We start from the raw sequence: 18832 nt of genomic DNA, 5'->3' as shown, positions 1-18832 counted from the left end.
TCCAGCCTGCTTTTCACTGCTGACAGGCTTTAGCCCTCCTGCATTTTCACGTATATTAATGGCCATTTCCGCACATGGACATGGTGAAATGAGCAAGCAATTTGCCGTTATTGGCAACCCCATCGAACAATCACGCTCTCCTGAACTACATCAGGCTTTCGCTGCTAAAACCGGGGTCGATCTGACCTATACCAAACGCCTTGCCCCACTGGATGGTTTCACAGCCAATATCCAGGAATTTTTTGCTCAGGGCGGTATTGGCATGAATGTGACTGTGCCCTTCAAAGAACAGGCCTTTGCCCAATGCCAGGTCCTTACCGAACGTGCCAAAATCGCCAAAGCCGTGAATACCCTATGGATGAAAGATGGCATTCTGCATGGTGACAATACTGACGGACAAGGCTTAGTGGAGGCTATTCGTGCTCTTGACTGGACTCTGGAAAATACCGATATCCTGATTATTGGTGCTGGTGGCGCGACCCGCGGTGTTATCTATCCATTGGTACAGGCCGGTGTGAAGAAGATTGTTATTGCTAACCGTACTTTGTCACGTGCAGAACAACTGGTTGCCGATCTAAAAGACGCTGTTCCACAAGCAGAACTGCAAGCCATTGCCTTAACTGATTTAGCCGGTGAGTTTGATATTGTAATTAATGCGACTTCTGCCAGTCTTAATGGTGATGCGCTGGTACTACCTGAAGCTCTACAGTTTAAACATGCCTATGAAATGGCCTATGGCAAACCGTCCACTTTTCTGGATCAAGCTCAAGCCCGTGGCGTCCCTACTTCTGAGGGTTTCGGCATGCTGGTCGGTCAGGCTATTGAATCTTTTTATATCTGGAACGGGGTAAAACCTGAGCTGAAAGATTTTCTTTAGTTCTGAGTATTTTTGAGGTGAACGGGTTAGTCATTAATTCGTTCACTCTTTTCCTTTCATTAAAAATAATAAAATTAAATTGGATTTAATGACATGATTTATCCAATGATTAGCCCCTAACATTCGTGTACAATTCACACAAAAGCACCCCTAGACAATCTCCCTAAATATTGATTAAAGTCCAGACAGATAAGCATTTTTAAATACAAGTGTCTTATTTAAAGATGGAGAGTTCCTTTATTTAATCTTTAAACTTGTCTGATCTTCTCGATTCGCTTTTCTGACATTTTTATTTGTTGTCTTTATCAATGTTTTTTTATCCCCAATGTGAATAATCATAGAATCGATACAGATAATCCAAAACTATTTTAATCAGGATTAAACGCATGCCAGCATATAAAGCTCCTTTACGTGATATTCGTTTCTTAATGAATGAAGTGCTTGATTACCCTGCACATTACCAAGAACTGTCAAATGGCGAATATGCCGATGCAGATACGGTAGACATGATCCTAGAAGGTGCGGCAGATTTCTGTGAAAATGTACTTTCTCCGCTGAACCAGACTGGCGATGCAGAAGGCTGTCACTTTGAAAATGGCGAAGTACGCACACCGAAAGGCTTCAAGGAAACTTATGATCAGTTCGTGCAAGGTGGCTGGCAAGGTCTGTCTTATCCTGAAGAATTTGGCGGTCAAAATCTGCCGATGTCTTTAAACCTGATCAAATCAGAAATGATGGGTACGGCAAACTGGTCTTTCCAGATGTATCCAGGTTTGAGCGTGGGCTGTATCAATACCATCATCCAGTATGGTACTGATGAACAGAAAAATACCTATTTACCGCATCTGGTTGCAGGTACCTGGTCAGGAACCATGTGCCTGACTGAGCCACAATGCGGTACCGATCTGGGTCAGGTAAAAACTAAAGCAGAACCACAAGCTGATGGTACTTATGCGATTTCTGGTACTAAAATCTTCATTTCTGCGGGTGAACACGATTTAACTGAAAACATCGTACACATCGTTTTGGCACGTCTTCCAGATGCACCACAAGGCACCAAAGGCATTTCCCTGTTTATCGTACCGAAATTCATTGCCACTGAAGATGGTGGCATCGGTGAACGTAATGCCGTGAACTGTGGTTCGATTGAACACAAGATGGGGATCCGTGCCTCTGCAACCGCTGTACTGAACTTTGATAATGCAGTGGGTTATTTAATTGGCGAGCCAAACAAAGGCTTGCATGCTATGTTTACCTTCATGAATACCGCGCGTATTGGTACCGCAATTCAAGGTATCTGTCATGCAGAATTATCGTTCCAGGGTGCATTGCCATATGCCAAAGAACGTATGTCGATGCGTGCCCTGTCTGGTAAAAAAGATCCGGAAAAAGTGGCGGATGCGATCATCCACCATGCCGATGTGCGCCGTATGCTGTTGACCCAGAAAGCGATTGCTGAAGGTGGTCGTGCCATGATCTATCATGCAGCAAAAATCGCAGATAACATGAATGATGCCCTGCTGCGTGGTGATACTGCTGAATTTGAACAGCAGGATGATCACTTAGGTTTCTATACCCCTATTCTGAAAGGCTTCCTGACTGAAATGGGTTATGAAGCAGCGAACCACGGTATGCAAGTATTTGGTGGTCATGGTTACATCAAAGAATGGGGCATGGAGCAAATCGTTCGTGACTCACGTATCTCTACCCTGTACGAAGGAACGACTGGCGTTCAGGCACTTGACCTGATTGGTCGTAAGGTCCTGTTAACCTCTAAAGGTAAAGTGATTCGTGATTACACCGCTGAAATTCTGAAATTCTGTGGACAGCATGCACGCAATAAATACATGCGCCGTTTTGCTTGGGACCTGACCAAGCTATGTGCACAGTGGAATGCGTTAACTGTACGTATCATGCTGGCAGCACGTAAAGACCGTGACATCGTATCCTCTGCTTCTGTGGACTTCCTGATGTTCTCAGGCTATGTAATGATGGCTTACTTCTGGGCACAACAAGCTGCAGTGGCTTCAGCGAAACTGGTTGCTGGTGATGGTGCAGAAGTTCCAGAGTTCTACAAAGCGAAAATTAAAACTGCTGATTTCTACTTTGAGCGTTTATTGCCACGTGCCCAAGGCCATGCTGAAGCAATGGTGAATCCATCCAAAACCATGACTTCACTGGCAGCAGAACACTTCAGTTTTGATTACTAAGTCAAAAGTTTAGGTTTTAGCTTTAAAAAGAGCGCTACGGCGCTCTTTTTCATATGTCAAAATGATGACTGGATACAAAGAAAAATCTGCTGCGTACACAAACTACACAAATTTATATCTATAATTTTCAGACGTCTATTAAATAATCCATATAATTTACTTGAATATCTATAAATACAGGGTATGATGGCGATAACTAGAAAAATTCTTGTTTTGGTTAGTCTTCTTTTAAGTATCGCAGTTTTAGTCATAAACCTTCGTTTTAAAGATCAATAAGCTCCATCCTTTTTATTTTTCAAAGTTACAGCTAGTCATCTGAAATTTTGACTATAAATCCATAAGATTCAATAGGTTATATTATGTCTAACACAGTTACCGGTACAGTAAAGTGGTTCAACGAAACTAAAGGTTTTGGCTTCATTCAACAAGACAATGGTCCAGACGTTTTCGCTCACTTCAGCGAAATCCAAGGTTCAGGTTTCAAAACTTTAGCTGAAGGCCAAAAGGTTTCTTTCAGCGTAGCTCAAGGCCAAAAAGGTCCTACAGCGACTAACATCACTGCAATCTAATATTGCGAAGATGAAAAAAAGCACTCATTAGAGTGCTTTTTTTGTAACTTAAATTGACTAATTTTAGTTTCCAGATCAATTAATTAAATTTAAAAGATAATTAAATATTATATTCGCTTTTCATTCATCATCTTGTCCTAAATTTCTTCATCTGATTTCACTCACGTTAAAACATGAAGAAACGGAGAAGAATTTTGATGATTTTAAAATCAAAAATTGCCCATAAAAATACAGAATTTTTAATAAAATTTATTATTTATTAATTACTTAAATACAAAATTGAAAGAAATTCTGAAATTTACAAAAGTGTTGTCTATGGCTCCATCTCCCCTACATCGCTGACTCCTATGATGAACTCATTGAATAAATATGAGTATGATCACGAAAAAATTAGTTTCTTCTTTAATGATTGGCTTGATCGCAACAACAGCTACCATGTCAGCAATGGCCGCTCCTGGACCGGGCCATCGTCATCCAACGCTAGCAGCGCATCATTTTGATAAGAAACCAATGCCGCATAAAGCTGGCTTCCATAAAGCACCTCCTAAAGCGCATTTTAACCAGCATGATCGTCATGATAAGTTTGGCAAGAAAGATCATAAAGGCTTCTTCAACAAAAATCATCACAATGGCCCGCATCACAAGTTACCGCCTAAGTATCGTTAATCCGAATGGCTTAAATGCATAGTGGAGAGAGAGAAGAAAAAGCCCGATGTAACTCATCGGGCTTTTTCTTTTTAAACTGGATTAATTATTCGGATAGATTAGGCAATTAAAGAAACTCTTCCAGCACAGAGTTTAAAAAGATGTGACCTTGCTCAGTACATGCCAGACGTTCTGTATCTTCTACCATTAATTGACGTTGGCGCAATGAAGTCAGCAATTCATCCAGTGTATCCAGACTATAGCCTGTTCGCTCAAGATAAAGCTTCGCTTCCACACCATCATTTAAACGTAAGGCATTCATCATAAATTCAAACGGCATATCTGCCGCTTCGATGCGCTTAAACTGCAAATGTTCGGCTGGCACTTTGCCTAAATAGTCTTTAGGCAAACGGGTTTTCTGGAAACGGTAAACACCATCCGGTTGAGTCACTTTGCCATGCGCCCCTGCTCCAATGGCCAGATAATCACCAAGTTGCCAGTAATTCAGATTATGTGCCGAGGGTAATTCTTTACGCCAAGCAGAGACTTCATAATTGATAAAGCCATTGGCTTTTAAATAAGCCTCGCCCTGTTCCTGAATCTCTTCTAGTACTTCATCGACCGGTAAAATCGGCTGAGTACGGAAAAATACGGTATTTGGCTCAATGGTTAACTGATACCAGGAAATATGCGTAGCACCATTCTCGACCGCCAGTTTCAGATCATTAAGTGCCTGCTCCAGTGTCTGTTCAGGCAAGCCATGCATCAAGTCGACATTAATCCGCTGAAATCCTGCGTCACGCGCTAGGCCAATCGCCGAGATCGCATCTTCATTGCTATGAATTCGGCCCAGCTTTTTCAGATGCTCGGTATTAAAACTTTGCACGCCTATCGAAAGACGATTAATACCAGCTGCTAAATAGCCAGCAAATGGATCATGTTCCACTGTACCTGGATTGGCTTCCAGTGTGATTTCACAATTCTCTTCAAAAGGAATCAGTACTTTTAGTTCTGTAAATAACCACTGATAACCTGCAGCAGAGATCAGTGACGGCGTTCCCCCACCGATAAATACACTATGAATCGAACGGCCTTGGGCAAAATCAACCTGAGTTTTAAAGTCCTCTACCAGCGCATGCAGATATTCCCGTTCCAGGTCCAAAGAGAGTTTTCCATCAGGTACGGCATGCGAATTAAAGTCACAATACGGACATTTACGTACACACCACGGCATATGGATATACAGGGATAAGGGAATAAGTGCAGGATTCAATTCAGCCAAAGAACTACTCAAAAACAACTACAAGATCTAGCGTAATTTTAACATGACTCGGCAACAACACTGCTAAAATTAAAATCGCCATCGCCTAATGCCTAAAAATTTAAATAGAATTAGATAGTTAAAATTATGAAAATACCCTCCCAGCTCCTTATTTTATTGCCTTTGGTCTTTGCAATCGGGGTCTTGCTGACCTTACAGACGGCTATTAATACCCAATTAAAAGAATATTTATATTCTCCTATTCAAGCTGCATTTTTTTCCTTTTTGATTGGTACAATAGTACTTGCCGGCATCGTGCTGTTTCAGTCACATCCCAAACCAGGCTTACAGGAGCTGATGGCAGTTCCCTGGTATCTCTGGTTAGGTGGATTTTTAGGTGTTTATGCGATCAGCATGAGCATTTATGCTGCACCTAAAATGGGCTTCCTGACACTGACTGGAATGATTATTTTTGGTCAGATGGTGATGTCCATGATCGTCGATCAGTTTGGTCTGCTGGGCAATGAAAAAATGCCGGTGAACTGGCAACGTCTTTTAGGTGGCGTGGTGATTTTTATTGGTGTGCTTCTCACTTTACAACGCTAAACCTTATCTCTAAGCACATGATCACTAATGAGTAATTTTTGTGTCGAATGTTTTGACAGCCACAACCTGTCGTTATGAATTAAAACAGCTGTTTCATCTGATGTTGCCCATTCTGGTCACACAATTCTCCCAGGCGGGTTTGGGCCTGATTGATACGATTATGGCCGGACGTCTCTCACCGACTGATCTGGCAGCGATTGCAGTTGGTGTCGGGCTATGGATTCCAGTCATGCTACTCTTCAGTGGCATCATGATCGCCACTACACCTTTGGTAGCGGAAGCTAAAGGCGCACGTACACCTGAAAGAATTGCCACAATTGCGCGGCAATCATTATGGGTTGCATTCATCCTTGGGGTAATTGCGGGTCTGGTGTTGCAAGTTTTGCCCCTCACTTTACCTTTACTAGGTGTCCCAGAAAGCCTGCAACCTAAAGCTGGCCTGTTCCTGCATGCGATCGGTTTTGGTATGCCTGCTGTGACTATGTATGCGGCTTTACGCGGCTATTCTGAGGCCATTGGTTACCCGCGTCCGGTCACTGCCATTAGCCTCATGGCGCTACTGCTTCTGATTCCATTAAACTTCATTTTTATGTATGGAATTGGCCCTATTCCGGCACTGGGCAGTGCCGGTTGTGGTTTTGCTACAGCAATTCTGCAATGGCTCATGTTAATGAGTCTGGCACTGTATATTTTTAAAAATCGGGTCTATCAAAGCAGTCAGCCATTTAGTCACTGGGAAAAGCTGAACGGCTATTGGCTGAAACGGATTTTAAAGCTGGGCTTTCCGATCGGACTGGCAATTTTCTTTGAAGTGAGTATTTTTAGTACCGCAGCGATTGTCTTGAGTCCATTAGGTGAAACCATTGTGGCCGCTCACCAGATTGCTATTTCCGTTACCTCACAATTATTCATGATTCCGATGTCTCTGGCCATTGCGCTGACCATTCGGGTGGGAACTTACTATGGTGAACAGAACTGGGATGCCATGCGTAGAGTACAAGGTTTAGGTCTGATGACCGCGACGATTCTAGCTCTGCTGATCATGCTGATGCTTTGGGTGTTCCGTAGTGAAATCGTAGCACTTTATACCTCTGACCCGATGGTGACCCAAATCGCGCTTTATCTGGTGCTCTTTGCAGTGGCCTATCAGCTGATGGATGCCTGGCAGATCAGTGCTGCAGGCTGCTTACGCGGTATGCAGGATACCAAAGGCCCCATGTGGATCACCATGATTGCCTATTGGGTGATTGCCTTCCCGGTGGGGGTTTATTTGTCCCGTTTTGGAGATATGGGGGCGGCAGGCGTCTGGGTCGGTCTGATTGTCGGTCTGAGCGTGGCCTGTGTTTTATTGCTGGCACGGCTTTATGGCAATAACAAACGTTTAAGCCAGCGTGCCTAATCCTCTTATTATTTAAAAAGATGCATTGAATTACTGATTTAATGCATCTTTTAATCCCTGTGGAATCTCGGACTCATCTGACACTTCCTTAATCACCACTTGCCCGACAATGACATCTGTTCCATTAAAGGTCATGGTCGGTGCACCATAAAGTTCATAGCCTTCATTGAGTGCCTTGGTCACACGGGCACAAAAATTCACATCATCTTTGCCAGTAAAATATCGATAGACTTTCATTGAAATTTCTTGATCTTGAGGTGCCATTATTTTAAGCCTTTCATCATGGAAAGGAACTTAAAAATCGTGCTTTGCTCTCTTCAGAATAATTAAATAATTGATTCAAAAACTGCCGTACAGACGACAAAATGGTTTAAAAATTGCATAAATCAAGTGAACAATATCAAGCAAATATGAACACTTTGAGAATCTTTGCAACATAACATCTACAATTAAATATAGGCAATTTATAGTTTGTCACCTATGATCAAATACACCCATAAAAATGGTGATTTTGAGGAATCTCGCATGGCAAAAACGGCTCGAACGCCTGGTCGCCGATTTATGAAATTGGCTGGAATGACCGCAAGTATTGCAAGTAAAACTCTATCCAATTCGATTAAAAATTTAACTGCGGATGAAGAGCAGAAAAATGCTGCACGCAGTAAATTATTTCAGGATATTGGAGTACAGATTGCTGATACCTTGGGGGAAATGAAAGGTGCGGTGATGAAAGTCGGCCAGATTGCCTCGCAATATAAAGATATTTTTCCGCCTGAAGTTGCTCGAGCCATTTCCAAATTGCAGCGTCAGGCTCCACCGATGCCATTTAAAGAGATTCAATCACAGGTCGAAAAAGAATTGGGCAAGTCTTTGCAGGATCTATTCCAGCAGTTTGATGAGCAGCCTTTTGCCGCAGCCTCGATTGGACAGGTGCATAAAGCAACTCTACCGGATGGCCAGCAGGTTGTGGTCAAGGTGCAATATCCGGGAGTGGAAGAAGCCTGTGAAAGTGACCTGAAACAGGTTCGCCTAGCCTTGCGTTTGATGGGTGTACTGAAAATTGACCGCAAGTTGCAGGATCAGCTATTCAAGGAAATCCAGCATAGTCTGGACAATGAACTCAATTATGAAATTGAGGCTCAGAATCTGGAAGTGGCGCGTGCCTTTCATGAATCGCTCGATCATCAAATTGTGATTCCGAAAGTATTTAGCGAATACTCTTCCCGTCATATTCTAACCCTAAGCCTGGAACAGGGCGAAAGTATGGAAACGGCCAGCCAATGGCCGCTAGAAACCCGTAATGCCCTAGGCCGTCGTTTATTCCGTGCGATTGGTCAGGAAATTTTCTATCTGAAACGTTTCCACTGTGATCCGCATCCAGGGAATTTCGCCTTCCGTGAAGATGGCTCGGTGATTATTTACGATTACGGCGGTGTTAAAACCCTTTCTACCGAGATCATTAGTCATTTCAAGGAATTGATCCATGCAGCTCGTGACAAGGATATTTCGACCATTGAACAGCAACTAGATGCCCTGCATACCCTGACAGAGACCGGAAAATTCCCGGCCGATCTGTATGAGCAATGGCTAGAAGTACTGATGCGTCCTTTAACTACCAATTATGATTTTGCTGAAAACTCAGCACATCATGATGGAATGGAATTGCTCAAACCTTCTCTGAAATATTGGGATGTATTCAAACCTTCGCCAGATACCCTGATGGTAAACCGTACTATTTCCGGACAATACTGGAACCTGATTCATTTGAAAGTACATGATAATTTGAGTGATGTATTTGAGGAAATTGTGCCAAGTCGCAGTTAGGTTACAGTAATAAGCTTACAAGCTGTAACCCTACTTCACTTGAAATATCAAATGTTACATTATAACATTACTCTTAAATTACAAGAGGAATATTACGATGCGTCCAGACATTCATCCCGAATATCGAGAAGTTTTATTTCATGACACTAATGCTGATGCCTACTTCGTGATTGGCAGCACCATGACTTCTAGCCAGACCAAGGAATATGAAGGTAAGACCTATCCTTATGTCACCCTGGATATTTCGAGTGCTTCACATCCGTTTTATACCGGTGAGCAACGTCAAACCAGTAATGAAGGTCGCGTAGCGAGCTTTAACAAACGTTTTTCCCGTTTTAAACGTGGTTAAACTTAAAACCTCCGATTTTTTTCTCTCAATTTAAATCGTGGTTTATGTCAGGAAATTACCTCCAATTTCCTGACTTTTTTATGCCTGCGCTAAAGCCAGCTGGGTTAAATAGAAGCCCACACCCAGCATAAATACTCCAACAATCACACTAGAGATCACATAACTTAGGGCAATCGTGACTGCACCCTGCTTAAGCAGCTGAAAAGTTTCTAGACCAAAACTGGAAAAAGTCGTAAAGCCACCCAGGATGCCTACCATCAAAAATAGCCGCGCTTCACTTTGCAGGAAACTGTATTTCTGGCTAAAGGCAAAGAAAATCCCGGCACACAGGCAACCTATAATATTGATCCACCAGGTCGGCCACGGAAATAGCATCTGTGGCTTGGCAATCAACATTCCTGTTCCATAACGCAGTGTTGCCCCAATCGCGCCGCCCATTGCCACCAAAAGCCAGTTCATGTCTACTCCGTCTTTATTCGATCTTAAATCTTTCGTCAGCCGCCATGTGGGACGAGAATAATGAATAACATCATGCACCTAAAATTGCAGAATGAACATGGATCTTTGCCAAAAAATTGGTATATTCGACGCCATTCAAATTGATTTAAGTCTAGAGGAAATCCACATGGCTCAGGAATTACTGGCTCAATTGGCTGCGGGCGAAGCTAAATTTGCAGATGTGATTGCATATATCGATGCGCGCTATGCTCATACACCCACTGCTTTTAAAAATGGTCAACAGGCCAATGCTGCCACTGAAAACCAAGGCAGTGCCAAAGTATTTTCATTTGCCAAATTGAATGGCCTAGATCAGGCACAAACCTTGAGCCTGTTTGCCGAACACTATTCGGCTGTATTAGCAACACCAGAATCAACGGATCACCAGAATATCCGCCAGTTCATGCAAAATGGCTGGGATGGCATTGCCTTTGAAGGTGAGGCACTGGCTGCCAAATAAGCCTGTCTTTAAAATAAAAAACCGCCTATTTCTGGCGGTTTTTTATATCAAACTAACAAAACAAGATGACATTCTTATTTAAGATTAAAATTATTTTTTGGAAGAAGTAGCTCATTTAAAAAATGAAAAACTATGAGGCTTAAAATAAATTAAATATCAAGAAAGCCAAGCCACTTAGAAGCACTCCAAACGCCCCTTTCAGAAAGCTCTAAGTTTTCCAGTTTTAACCTTTACCCACTTTCTCAATCCACTTGATTGAGCTAACCCGGAACACCTCACAAGCACCATCACCGGTATCGGTTGGGGTTAAGGAAGATTTCCAGACGAGATCTTTATCACGCACTTCCACCAGCTCACCTTGTAAACGCACCAGATCACCACGTTTTACCTGTTTAATTGCTTTGGCAATTTGTGGATTGGCAGGAATGATGTGCATATTGGATACCATCTGTTTGGCCTGTTCAATGGGCACTGGCACGCGATCCATTTTCCAGTTCAGATAACGGTCATACTGATTGACTGTAATGTGCCGGGCAATTTCAGGTTGTGCAAACAGCCCCCAACTCACCGCATAATCGATCGGAGAGAACTTAGCCTGCTCGTCGTCGGTATAAATTTTTGATCCCAAAATACGGAAATCACCTTTAAACGGCTGCAAGACTGAAATGGATTGGTCTTTGGCCATCGGTGGCAGTCCTTTGGCAACATTATGGTCTACAGAAGTGTGACCATAAAGCGGTAGTAAAAGACTGGCCGCCAAAGCATAGTATCGAAGATGTTTGAACATAATTCTGTCTTTATTCCATCAAATCTTTTCAAGAATATCTTGCTTGATAGTACGATTTTTTTAATGAATAAATAGTTGAAATTAGTAACAAGTTGATCAATTTTGGTGAGCGGAGAGCTTTAGCTAATCCCATTATTTTCGGTTAATCTAAGCCTGTCTAAGAATCATTTGAATGCGACCATGCTGTATAAATTCTATCAACAACATATTTTTCCGCATCTGCTGAATCAGGTTATGCAGACCCCATCCCTGATGGATTTACGCCGCGAATTATTATTGCCTATTACAGGTGAAGTTCTGGAAATTGGCTTCGGTACAGGACTGAATCTGCCTTTTTATCAGGCCGTAGATAAAGTCTATGCGCTGGAACCTAACCCGGACATTTTTAAACTGGCTGAGCAGCGCATCAGTCAAAGCCCTTTTGCAGTCGAACAGATTCAGGCGAGCGCAGAAGTCCTGCCTTTTGCAGAAAATAGTCTGGAAAATATCGTATCAACCTGGACCTTATGCAGTATTCCGGATCTGCATCAAAGTCTGCATGAAATTTACCGGGTTCTGAAGCCAGGCGGCCATTTTCATCTGGTTGAGCATGTATTAAACCGAGAGCATCTCAACATTCAGCGCTTGCAGCATTTACTCACCCCGATTCAGAAGAAAGTGGCAGATGGCTGTCATCTCAACAGGAATATTGAAACCGCTCTTTTAGAGGCTGGGTTTGAACTGGATGAAGTTCATTATATCGATGCCGAAGGTATTCCAAAGATTGGTCAGCGTATGCTGCTGGCACGAGTACATAAACCGCTTTAATCCAGCACTTTTAAATCAGTTATTCTAAACAGACGGCATTGGGCTGATCTTGGATTGCCTATTCCAACCTGAAATTCTTGCTGGCTGGTCGCTGATTTGACCTGTACCCAGTCCCCTTGCAGCCAGATCCGCTGATCTGCTTTTAAACGGCGAACCTTATTGGCAACAACTTCGCTGGCGGCAATCACACTCAGGTTCAGCAAATGAGGTTGAATGTTCGCAGGATTGGCCTGTGCGTCTGTAGCGGTCATATTGAAACAACGCCTGTCCTGCTCAAGCTTGAATGGTTTAAATACAGTACTGGATACTTTCGGTGCGGCCAGTAACAGATCAATATTGCTGACATAGGCCAGATCATTAAAGCTTCCCACCACTGGACTGGCTGGATGAATGGTACGCCGCTCAGGCCCATAATACTGTTTAGCCAGTACGCGATATTCAGCCTGATGCGGCTCAATCGATTCTACCTGAAAATTTTTGAGTACTCCGGCCTGCTCCAGATTCGGAATCGCCCTAAAGTATTCCGACCAGATCCATAGTCCAAGCGCAAACAGTGCTGCGACAATAATCAGTTTATCCATAGTGTAGAGTTGAAGCTTGCTGTCCTTCAGTCTTCAAAATCAATCCGGATGGTTTCAAAACGTACCCGCCCTTCCTGAATGGCTTGAGCAATTGCCATCTGGCCTTTGGTCAGACGTGCACCCCCACTTTTAATATCAATCAACACCACTTCAATATCTTCAGCCAGCCCTTCACCATCACGAAAATCGGTATAACCATCAAAGACCACATAATCCACCGGATCACCTAAAAATTTGGCATCACTAGGCAGATATTGAAACTCTGGCATGATCGGTGCCAACTGCTCGGCCATTTTGCCTTTGAGTACCGCACGACTGGTATTCACACTGCGTTTTTGTGCAGCAACTAAAGCTTGCTGATGTTCCAGCTCCAGCTCGGCAATATATTGTTCATATTCTGCTTTAATTCGACCATTTCGCGTCTGGCCCAGAATCAGGGTAGTTAAAACCACTCCAATACAGGCACCAATCAACATAGCCATTCCAATGGACATTCAATCTTCCTAATCTGCTTTATTTTGCTACCTACCTTCGACTGAAGTTGAAAGGGTCTGCCATCCAGTAAGCCTGCAAAGAATGATATGCTAGGCGGGAGCAGAATTAAATCATCCCGGGTCATGAAAACTATTTTAGTTGCAAATCAGAAAGGTGGCTGTGGTAAAACCATTACTGCAATTAGCTTGGCAGCTGCCCTGGCACAAAAGGGTTATAAAGTTGCTCTGGCTGATGCGGACAGCCAGAAATCGACCTTGCAATGGTTGAAACATCGCCCAAAAGATGCCGCGCCGATTCAGAGTCTGGACTGGCGAAATGCCAAATCGATTGGGGATGCGCCTAAAAACTTGGAATATCTGATCATCGATGCACCCGGAGCGCTGAATGAAGATCATGCCGAGCAGTTAATCAGTGAAGCAGATGCCATCATTACCCCCCTGCAGCCTTCATTTTTTGATATTGATTCTACGCGCCGTTTTCTCAAGCATTTGCAGGACATTAAACGCATCCGTAAAGGCAAGGTTGAAATTCTGCTCCTCGCCAACCGCACCAAACCTAATGCAGCCAGCAATCAGGACATTCAGCAGTTTTTCAATAAAATTGATCAGCAACCGGTTGCCTGGATTTCTGAACGTGCACCCTATAGCCGGCTGGCCATGCAAGGCCTGTCTATTTTTGACAAACAGCAGAAGATGTACCGGGAATTACAGGATCAATGGCAACCTTTATTGAATGCCATTATTGACGATCCAAGCCAATGGTTCTAGTTCTGTTATTTTTAGCCTCTTCTTTTTATTCTTAGGAAAATAATCGTACTACTTCCTGTACTATCGTTTTCGATCGCTTTTTTTTCAGATAATATGCCTGACATGACCTAAAAAAATGAGCTTCTAAATTCAGTGCAACAATACGCGCCCACACTACAAAAAGTCTTATTATTTGGACTGTTTTTCATTCTGATTTTTTTGAGTTTTCACATACTCAAGTATTTCATCATTCCTGTAGTTTGGGCAGCCATTATTGCGTACATGACCTGGCCACTGTATCAGTCGATCTTAAGAATGAGTGGCAATCGGCCGACGCTGAGTGCGACTATTATGATTCTGGGTGTGATTCTGGTGTTTGGTCTACCTTTTATTTTTGCCATTTTTATGCTGCAGCACGAAGGTCGGAACCTGTATTTTGAATTGCAAAAACAGGTATTCTCAGGTCATCTTAGCGTTCCAGATTTTATTCGTGGCCTGCCACTTGTAGGTAAGGAAATTACCCGTACCCTGAATGAGATAAATGCCGATCCAAACAGTATTGCACAGACCATTTCCGTCTGGATTCAGGGTCATCTGAATTACGGTAAAGTTGTACTGAATGAAATCAGTAAAAATGTCTTCAAGCTGTGTTTTGCCGTACTGTCGTTATTCTTCTTCTACCGTGATGGTCATACCATTCTGAATCAGGTGCGTAAAGCCTTTGAGATGGTAGTCGGTCCACGTATTCACCATTATCTGGCGACAATTTCAGATACCACACGTGCGGTGGTCTATGGGGTAGGCTTAACAGCAATTGCCCAGTCTTTGCTGGCAGGTATCAGCTATTTCGTGGCTGGTGTACCGAACCCGATGGTACTGACCATTATCACCTTTATCTTTGCCTTAATTCCTTTTGGCCCTCCCGTTGCTTATGGTGCAGTTTCGCTATGGCTGTTCTCGCAAGGACAAACCATTGAAGCCGTTGGCGTCATGGTCTGGGGTGTCTGTATTGTGAGTACAGCGGACAACGTGATTCGTCCACTGGTCATTTCGGGTGCAACACAGATTCCATTCCTGCTGATTATGTTTGGTGTTTTGGGTGGTATTGCCAGCTTTGGTCTGGTTGGTGTCTTTATTGGACCGGTGATTCTGGCCGTACTACTGGCCATCTGGCGTGAATGGCTGCATGAAAGCAACCTGAACGAACCTTTGATGATGCCTAAAGCCACTATGGCGCATGAGGTTGAACCGAAGAAAAAATTCCGTCTGCGCCGTAACAAGGCACCGAAATCACAAGACTGACTGGGTTAAACAAATTAAAACATTTAAGTACTGATTTTCTATAGTGCTTTTGGCCTTGCTCTGTTTCAATAGATTCCGAAAAGCAGAATAAAGATCAAGGTGTGATAATTATGTCTTCATTATTTAAACTTACAGCTTTGTGCGCAGTCAGTGCCGCACTTTTTACCGGTTGCGCTTCAACCTCTACTTCGACTGAAAATGTTAAAACCGTGACCCTGAATGCAGTTTCTGCACAGGGCGTCGGTGAATCGATTGGTACCGTATTATTGAGTGACAGCCCGACTGGCTTGGTGATTCGTACTAATCTGAAACAGCTTCCTGCGGGTGAGCGTGGTTTCCACATTCATGAAAATGGTTCATGTGCACCTGCCATGAAAGACGGCAAGATGGGCGCAGCACTGGCTGCAGGTAGCCATTACAATCCAAATCAGGCTCCACATCACGGTACACCAACAACCGGTCATCTCGGTGATTTACCCGCATTGAAAGTTAATACAGATGGAACTGCACGTGTCACCCTGCTTGCGCCACGTCTGAAACTGGCTGATGTTCAGGGTCGTGCGATTATGGTACATGCCGGTGGCGACAATTATTCTGACAACCCATTACCATTGGGCGGTGGCGGTGAACGTATTGCCTGTGGTGTGATCTGATTTATTACAGATGATTAGCATTCAAAAACGGGCTTCTTGCCCGTTTTTTAGTAGACATTTCTTCTGAAATTGGCGCTTAAATTGCATTTAAAACCGGCAGTCAAATACCACGGATCATATTCTTGTGAATAGCTCAGATTCCATGTTGCATCCTCTTCATCACATACTTAAAAAAGCCCTGTTGCCTTTTCAGTCCAGTGCCTTGATGACTTACTGTTTGCAGATGTTTATTGTGCTTTCAGGGACGACTTTTGGTCTAAAACTTCTCGGCTATGAGACCTTGATTGTTCCGGTCACTTTAGGAGCAATTGCCACTGCCCTGACCGATTTTGATGACCGTTTAAGTTTAAGGCTGCGCAATCTGGGGCTGGTCATGCTGCTGTTTTTTGCAGTTAGTAGCATGCTGGAATTTCTGCATCCCTATAAAATCTGGTTTGCACTCTGGCTATCACTTTCTAGTGCCGTATTTATCTTGATGGGGGCTTTGGGACAGCGTTATGCCACTATTTCTTTTGGCACTGTATTGCTGTCCATTTACACCATGTTTGGCTTGGGAGAATATGGACACTGGTATGAGCAGCCGCTGTATTTTATAGTTGGGGTGCTGTGGTATGGCCTGACTTCTATTCTGTTTTACCTGATTCGCCCCACCTTGCAGGTTCAGGAAAATTTATCCATCAATCTGCAACAGATGGCGGAGCTGCTATCGACTAAAGCCAAATTATTTGATCCCGATAATCAGAATAATGTCGAGCCATTGCTCTACGAACTTTCTTTAAAAAATACTCAAGTGATTGAAAGCTTTAACCGTACCAAAGATTCTTTACTGACCCGACTCAAAGCCTCGCGTCCGAATCATAAGACCATTTACTGGCTGAACCTTTATTTTCTGACTCAGGATATTCATGAGCAGGCAACTGCCAACTATCTGCATTATGAGCAGATTCACCAGCATTTTAGCCGTACCGATCTGATTTTCCGTATTCAGAAAAATATTCACTTGCAGGCACTTGCCTGTCAGCAGCTGGCTGCTTGTGTACTGCGTAATGAAACCTATCAACTTCCTGAACAGCATCAGCTGGCACTCAAAGCATTAGAAGCCTCCATGCAGGACTGGATTGCCCAGCATCCACAGAATATTGAGGTAAAAAACTTACAGCTCATTCTGAGTAATCTGCTGAGTGTGCATGAACAGCTGCAACATTTGCAGGATGGACAAGTCATTCACCGTCCGGATTATCCAAAGCATTTTGATGATTCCAGCCTGTTTGATGATGATCTGCGTGGACCTGCGGATTTCTGGCTGAAATTAAAACCCCATTTGGGACCACAATCGGCGCTGTTTCGTCATGCGGTGCGGATCGCTTTGGTCTTTCTAGTTGGCTATGCCATTTCCCTATTGCCCTTTGCCAAAAATGGCTACTGGATATTACTGACCAGTTTATTTGTGTGTCAGATCAGTTATTTCGCCACTAAAAGCCGTTTAAAACTGCGGACTTTAGGTACATTACTCGGCGTCATTTTAGGCATCCCGATCCTGTATTTTGTATCAAGTATTGAAGGCCAGTTGCTGCTTACTGTGATTTTCGGTGTCGGTTTTTTCTATTTGCGTTCCAAGAAATATGCCATGGCCACATTGATGGCAACCTTGGTGGTACTGCTGATTTTCAATCTGAAAGGCGCTGGCTATGCAGTCATTCTGCCACGCATTATCGATACCCTGATTGGTTGTCTGATTGCCTGGCTGGCGGTCAGTTGTATCTGGCCTGACTGGAATTTCCGGAATATTTCCAGCAATATTAAAAAGTCTTCCCAAGCGACGCTGAACTATTTACTGGCTATTCTGGAGCAATATCAGTATGGCAAAAATAACAGCATTGCTTATCGGACAGCACGTCGTTTGGCCCACAATGCCCAGATTGACCTTTCCAATATGATTTCCAGTCTGAGTACCGAACCGAATCCCGATCCGGTGCTGATTCGCAATGCGTTTCGCTATCTGGTTTATAGTCACAGTCAGCTCAGTTATATTTCCGCATTGGGTAGCCATCGTGAACAAGTATCTGATCCGCAGATTCTGCAACTGCTTTCTGCCTGTCAGCAGACTTTAACTAATGCCCTGTCAAATCCTGAAAATGTACCGCAGCAGGACATTCAAGGCCAATTGTCAGAAATCCGGCAGCTGAGTCAGCAGGAACATATTTCCACCCACCTGCTGCTAGTACTTAAACAGATCAGTCTGTTACTGGAAACCTTGCCTGAATTACTCTCTTTAAGGCAGCAGTTACTGGCGGTTGAAATCAAATAACCAAGCAGATTACTAGGATATAAGTATCTAAAATAATTCATTTTATTCTATAAATTTCTTTTGCTTAAATCGGCAGATTGGGTACACTCAAGCCTGATTGAATAGAACATAGAAGAGTGAGCGCGCGTGAATATTAAAACTTTACGTCTGGTTGGATTGCTTGAAGGTATTTCATTTCTGCTGCTGTTATTTATTGCCATGCCGGTTAAATACATGATGGATAACCCGATTCTGGTGAAATATATCGGCATGGGTCACGGCGTTCTTTTCGTGCTTTTTCTTGTGGTGTTATTTGCCGTCTGTGAAAAACAGAAATGGTCTCTGAGTATGTTTATTCTGGGCTTGATCGCTTCGATTCTGCCCTTTGGACCATTTATCTTTGATATGAAATTAAAGAAATTGGAGCAGCCGGCTGAAGCTTAACTTTTGGATTATAATGGACCTCTTGCGAAAGT

21 protein-coding genes are annotated in these 18832 nt (G+C 43.3%); 15 read left to right on the top strand and 6 right to left on the bottom strand.

Annotated elements, in window-relative coordinates:
* The first annotated feature begins 88 nt into the window (after positions 1-88).
* From aroE to B3143_RS12005, 4 genes are all read left to right on the top strand, one after another.
* Positions 89-877: a shikimate dehydrogenase gene (gene aroE / locus B3143_RS12020; protein ID WP_286740690.1), complete on the top strand. Its 789-nt coding sequence runs from the start codon at positions 89-91 to the stop codon at positions 875-877.
* A gap of 386 nt (positions 878-1263) precedes the next feature.
* Positions 1264-3087, top strand: a complete 1824-nt coding sequence (locus tag B3143_RS12015) for an acyl-CoA dehydrogenase C-terminal domain-containing protein (RefSeq protein ID WP_286740688.1) — start codon at positions 1264-1266, stop codon at positions 3085-3087.
* Between the two features lie 359 nt (positions 3088-3446).
* On the top strand, positions 3447-3656 hold the full coding sequence (locus tag B3143_RS12010) for a cold-shock protein (RefSeq protein WP_004786992.1): 210 nt from the start codon (positions 3447-3449) through the stop codon (positions 3654-3656).
* A 369-nt stretch (positions 3657-4025) separates the two neighbouring features.
* Positions 4026-4322, top strand: coding sequence for a hypothetical protein (locus B3143_RS12005; protein ID WP_286740687.1), 297 nt, complete (start codon positions 4026-4028; stop codon positions 4320-4322).
* A gap of 106 nt (positions 4323-4428) precedes the next feature.
* On the opposite strand, the gene hemW is transcribed toward B3143_RS12005, so the two are convergent.
* On the bottom strand, positions 4429-5583 hold the full coding sequence (gene hemW / locus B3143_RS12000; RefSeq protein WP_286740685.1) for a radical SAM family heme chaperone HemW: 1155 nt from the start codon (positions 5581-5583) through the stop codon (positions 4429-4431).
* Between the two features lie 126 nt (positions 5584-5709).
* Between hemW and B3143_RS11995 the strand changes: the two genes are divergently transcribed.
* Complete coding sequence (locus tag B3143_RS11995; RefSeq protein ID WP_208461993.1) at positions 5710-6168, top strand: DMT family transporter; 459 nt, start codon at positions 5710-5712, stop codon at positions 6166-6168.
* Positions 6169-6208: 40 nt separating this feature from the next.
* Positions 6209-7567: an MATE family efflux transporter gene (locus B3143_RS11990; protein WP_286740683.1), complete on the top strand. Its 1359-nt coding sequence runs from the start codon at positions 6209-6211 to the stop codon at positions 7565-7567.
* A gap of 30 nt (positions 7568-7597) precedes the next feature.
* Here B3143_RS11990 and B3143_RS11985 read toward each other — a convergent pair whose 3' ends face one another.
* Positions 7598-7804, bottom strand: coding sequence for a DUF1737 domain-containing protein (locus B3143_RS11985; RefSeq protein ID WP_034169804.1), 207 nt, complete (start codon positions 7802-7804; stop codon positions 7598-7600).
* 288 nt (positions 7805-8092) lie between these two features.
* Between B3143_RS11985 and B3143_RS11980 the strand changes: the two genes are divergently transcribed.
* Together B3143_RS11980 and B3143_RS11975 are read left to right on the top strand one after the other, a co-directional pair.
* A complete protein-coding gene (locus B3143_RS11980; protein ID WP_262735928.1) occupies positions 8093-9391 on the top strand; it encodes an ABC1 kinase family protein in 1299 nt (432 codons plus the stop codon).
* Positions 9392-9488: 97 nt separating this feature from the next.
* Positions 9489-9740 (top strand): type B 50S ribosomal protein L31, encoded by a 252-nt coding sequence (locus B3143_RS11975; RefSeq protein WP_286740679.1) that lies wholly within the window; start codon positions 9489-9491, stop codon positions 9738-9740.
* 78 nt (positions 9741-9818) lie between these two features.
* On the opposite strand, the gene crcB is transcribed toward B3143_RS11975, so the two are convergent.
* Positions 9819-10199, bottom strand: a complete 381-nt coding sequence (crcB, locus tag B3143_RS11970; RefSeq protein ID WP_286740675.1) for a fluoride efflux transporter CrcB — start codon at positions 10197-10199, stop codon at positions 9819-9821.
* Positions 10200-10365: 166 nt separating this feature from the next.
* Here crcB and B3143_RS11965 point away from each other — a divergent pair, with 166 nt between their 5' ends.
* The gene (locus tag B3143_RS11965) at positions 10366-10698 is read left to right on the top strand and encodes a HopJ type III effector protein (RefSeq protein WP_286740673.1); all 333 of its coding nucleotides are present in this window, start codon (positions 10366-10368) and stop codon (positions 10696-10698) included.
* 223 nt (positions 10699-10921) lie between these two features.
* Here B3143_RS11965 and B3143_RS11960 read toward each other — a convergent pair whose 3' ends face one another.
* Entirely contained in the window at positions 10922-11485 is a 564-nt protein-coding gene (locus B3143_RS11960) for a hypothetical protein (RefSeq protein WP_286740671.1), read from the bottom strand.
* 180 nt (positions 11486-11665) lie between these two features.
* Between B3143_RS11960 and B3143_RS11955 the strand changes: the two genes are divergently transcribed.
* Positions 11666-12292: a class I SAM-dependent methyltransferase gene (locus B3143_RS11955; protein WP_286740668.1), complete on the top strand. Its 627-nt coding sequence runs from the start codon at positions 11666-11668 to the stop codon at positions 12290-12292.
* Here B3143_RS11955 and B3143_RS11950 read toward each other — a convergent pair.
* Positions 12289-12873 (bottom strand): hypothetical protein, encoded by a 585-nt coding sequence (locus B3143_RS11950; protein WP_286740665.1) that lies wholly within the window; start codon positions 12871-12873, stop codon positions 12289-12291. The two genes, B3143_RS11955 and B3143_RS11950, sit on opposite strands and share 4 nt — an antisense overlap.
* Before the next feature lie 26 nt (positions 12874-12899).
* Positions 12900-13367 (bottom strand): Holliday junction resolvase-like protein, encoded by a 468-nt coding sequence (locus B3143_RS11945; protein ID WP_004787020.1) that lies wholly within the window; start codon positions 13365-13367, stop codon positions 12900-12902.
* A gap of 123 nt (positions 13368-13490) precedes the next feature.
* On the opposite strand from B3143_RS11945, the gene B3143_RS11940 reads away from it, so the two are divergent.
* The 5 genes from B3143_RS11940 (at position 13491) to B3143_RS11920 (ending at position 18800) form a co-directional block, all read left to right on the top strand.
* Positions 13491-14135, top strand: coding sequence for a ParA family protein (locus tag B3143_RS11940; protein WP_284879417.1), 645 nt, complete (start codon positions 13491-13493; stop codon positions 14133-14135).
* A 132-nt stretch (positions 14136-14267) separates the two neighbouring features.
* Positions 14268-15416, top strand: coding sequence for an AI-2E family transporter (locus tag B3143_RS11935; protein WP_034169693.1), 1149 nt, complete (start codon positions 14268-14270; stop codon positions 15414-15416).
* Positions 15417-15526: 110 nt separating this feature from the next.
* On the top strand, positions 15527-16069 hold the full coding sequence (gene sodC / locus B3143_RS11930; protein ID WP_284879419.1) for a superoxide dismutase [Cu-Zn] SodC: 543 nt from the start codon (positions 15527-15529) through the stop codon (positions 16067-16069).
* A gap of 142 nt (positions 16070-16211) precedes the next feature.
* Positions 16212-18377: a YccS family putative transporter gene (gene yccS / locus B3143_RS11925; protein WP_286740659.1), complete on the top strand. Its 2166-nt coding sequence runs from the start codon at positions 16212-16214 to the stop codon at positions 18375-18377.
* A 126-nt stretch (positions 18378-18503) separates the two neighbouring features.
* The gene (locus tag B3143_RS11920; RefSeq protein ID WP_004787034.1) at positions 18504-18800 is read left to right on the top strand and encodes a DUF3817 domain-containing protein; all 297 of its coding nucleotides are present in this window, start codon (positions 18504-18506) and stop codon (positions 18798-18800) included.
* Positions 18801-18832: the final 32 nt, after the last annotated feature.

It is taken from the genome of Acinetobacter sp. UBA1496, from assembly GCF_002324975.1.
In the GTDB taxonomy this organism is placed as follows: domain Bacteria; phylum Pseudomonadota; class Gammaproteobacteria; order Pseudomonadales; family Moraxellaceae; genus Acinetobacter; species Acinetobacter variabilis.
Note: the sequence above shows the minus strand (reverse complement) of the source record. Positions and strands in the feature narration are given on the sequence as shown.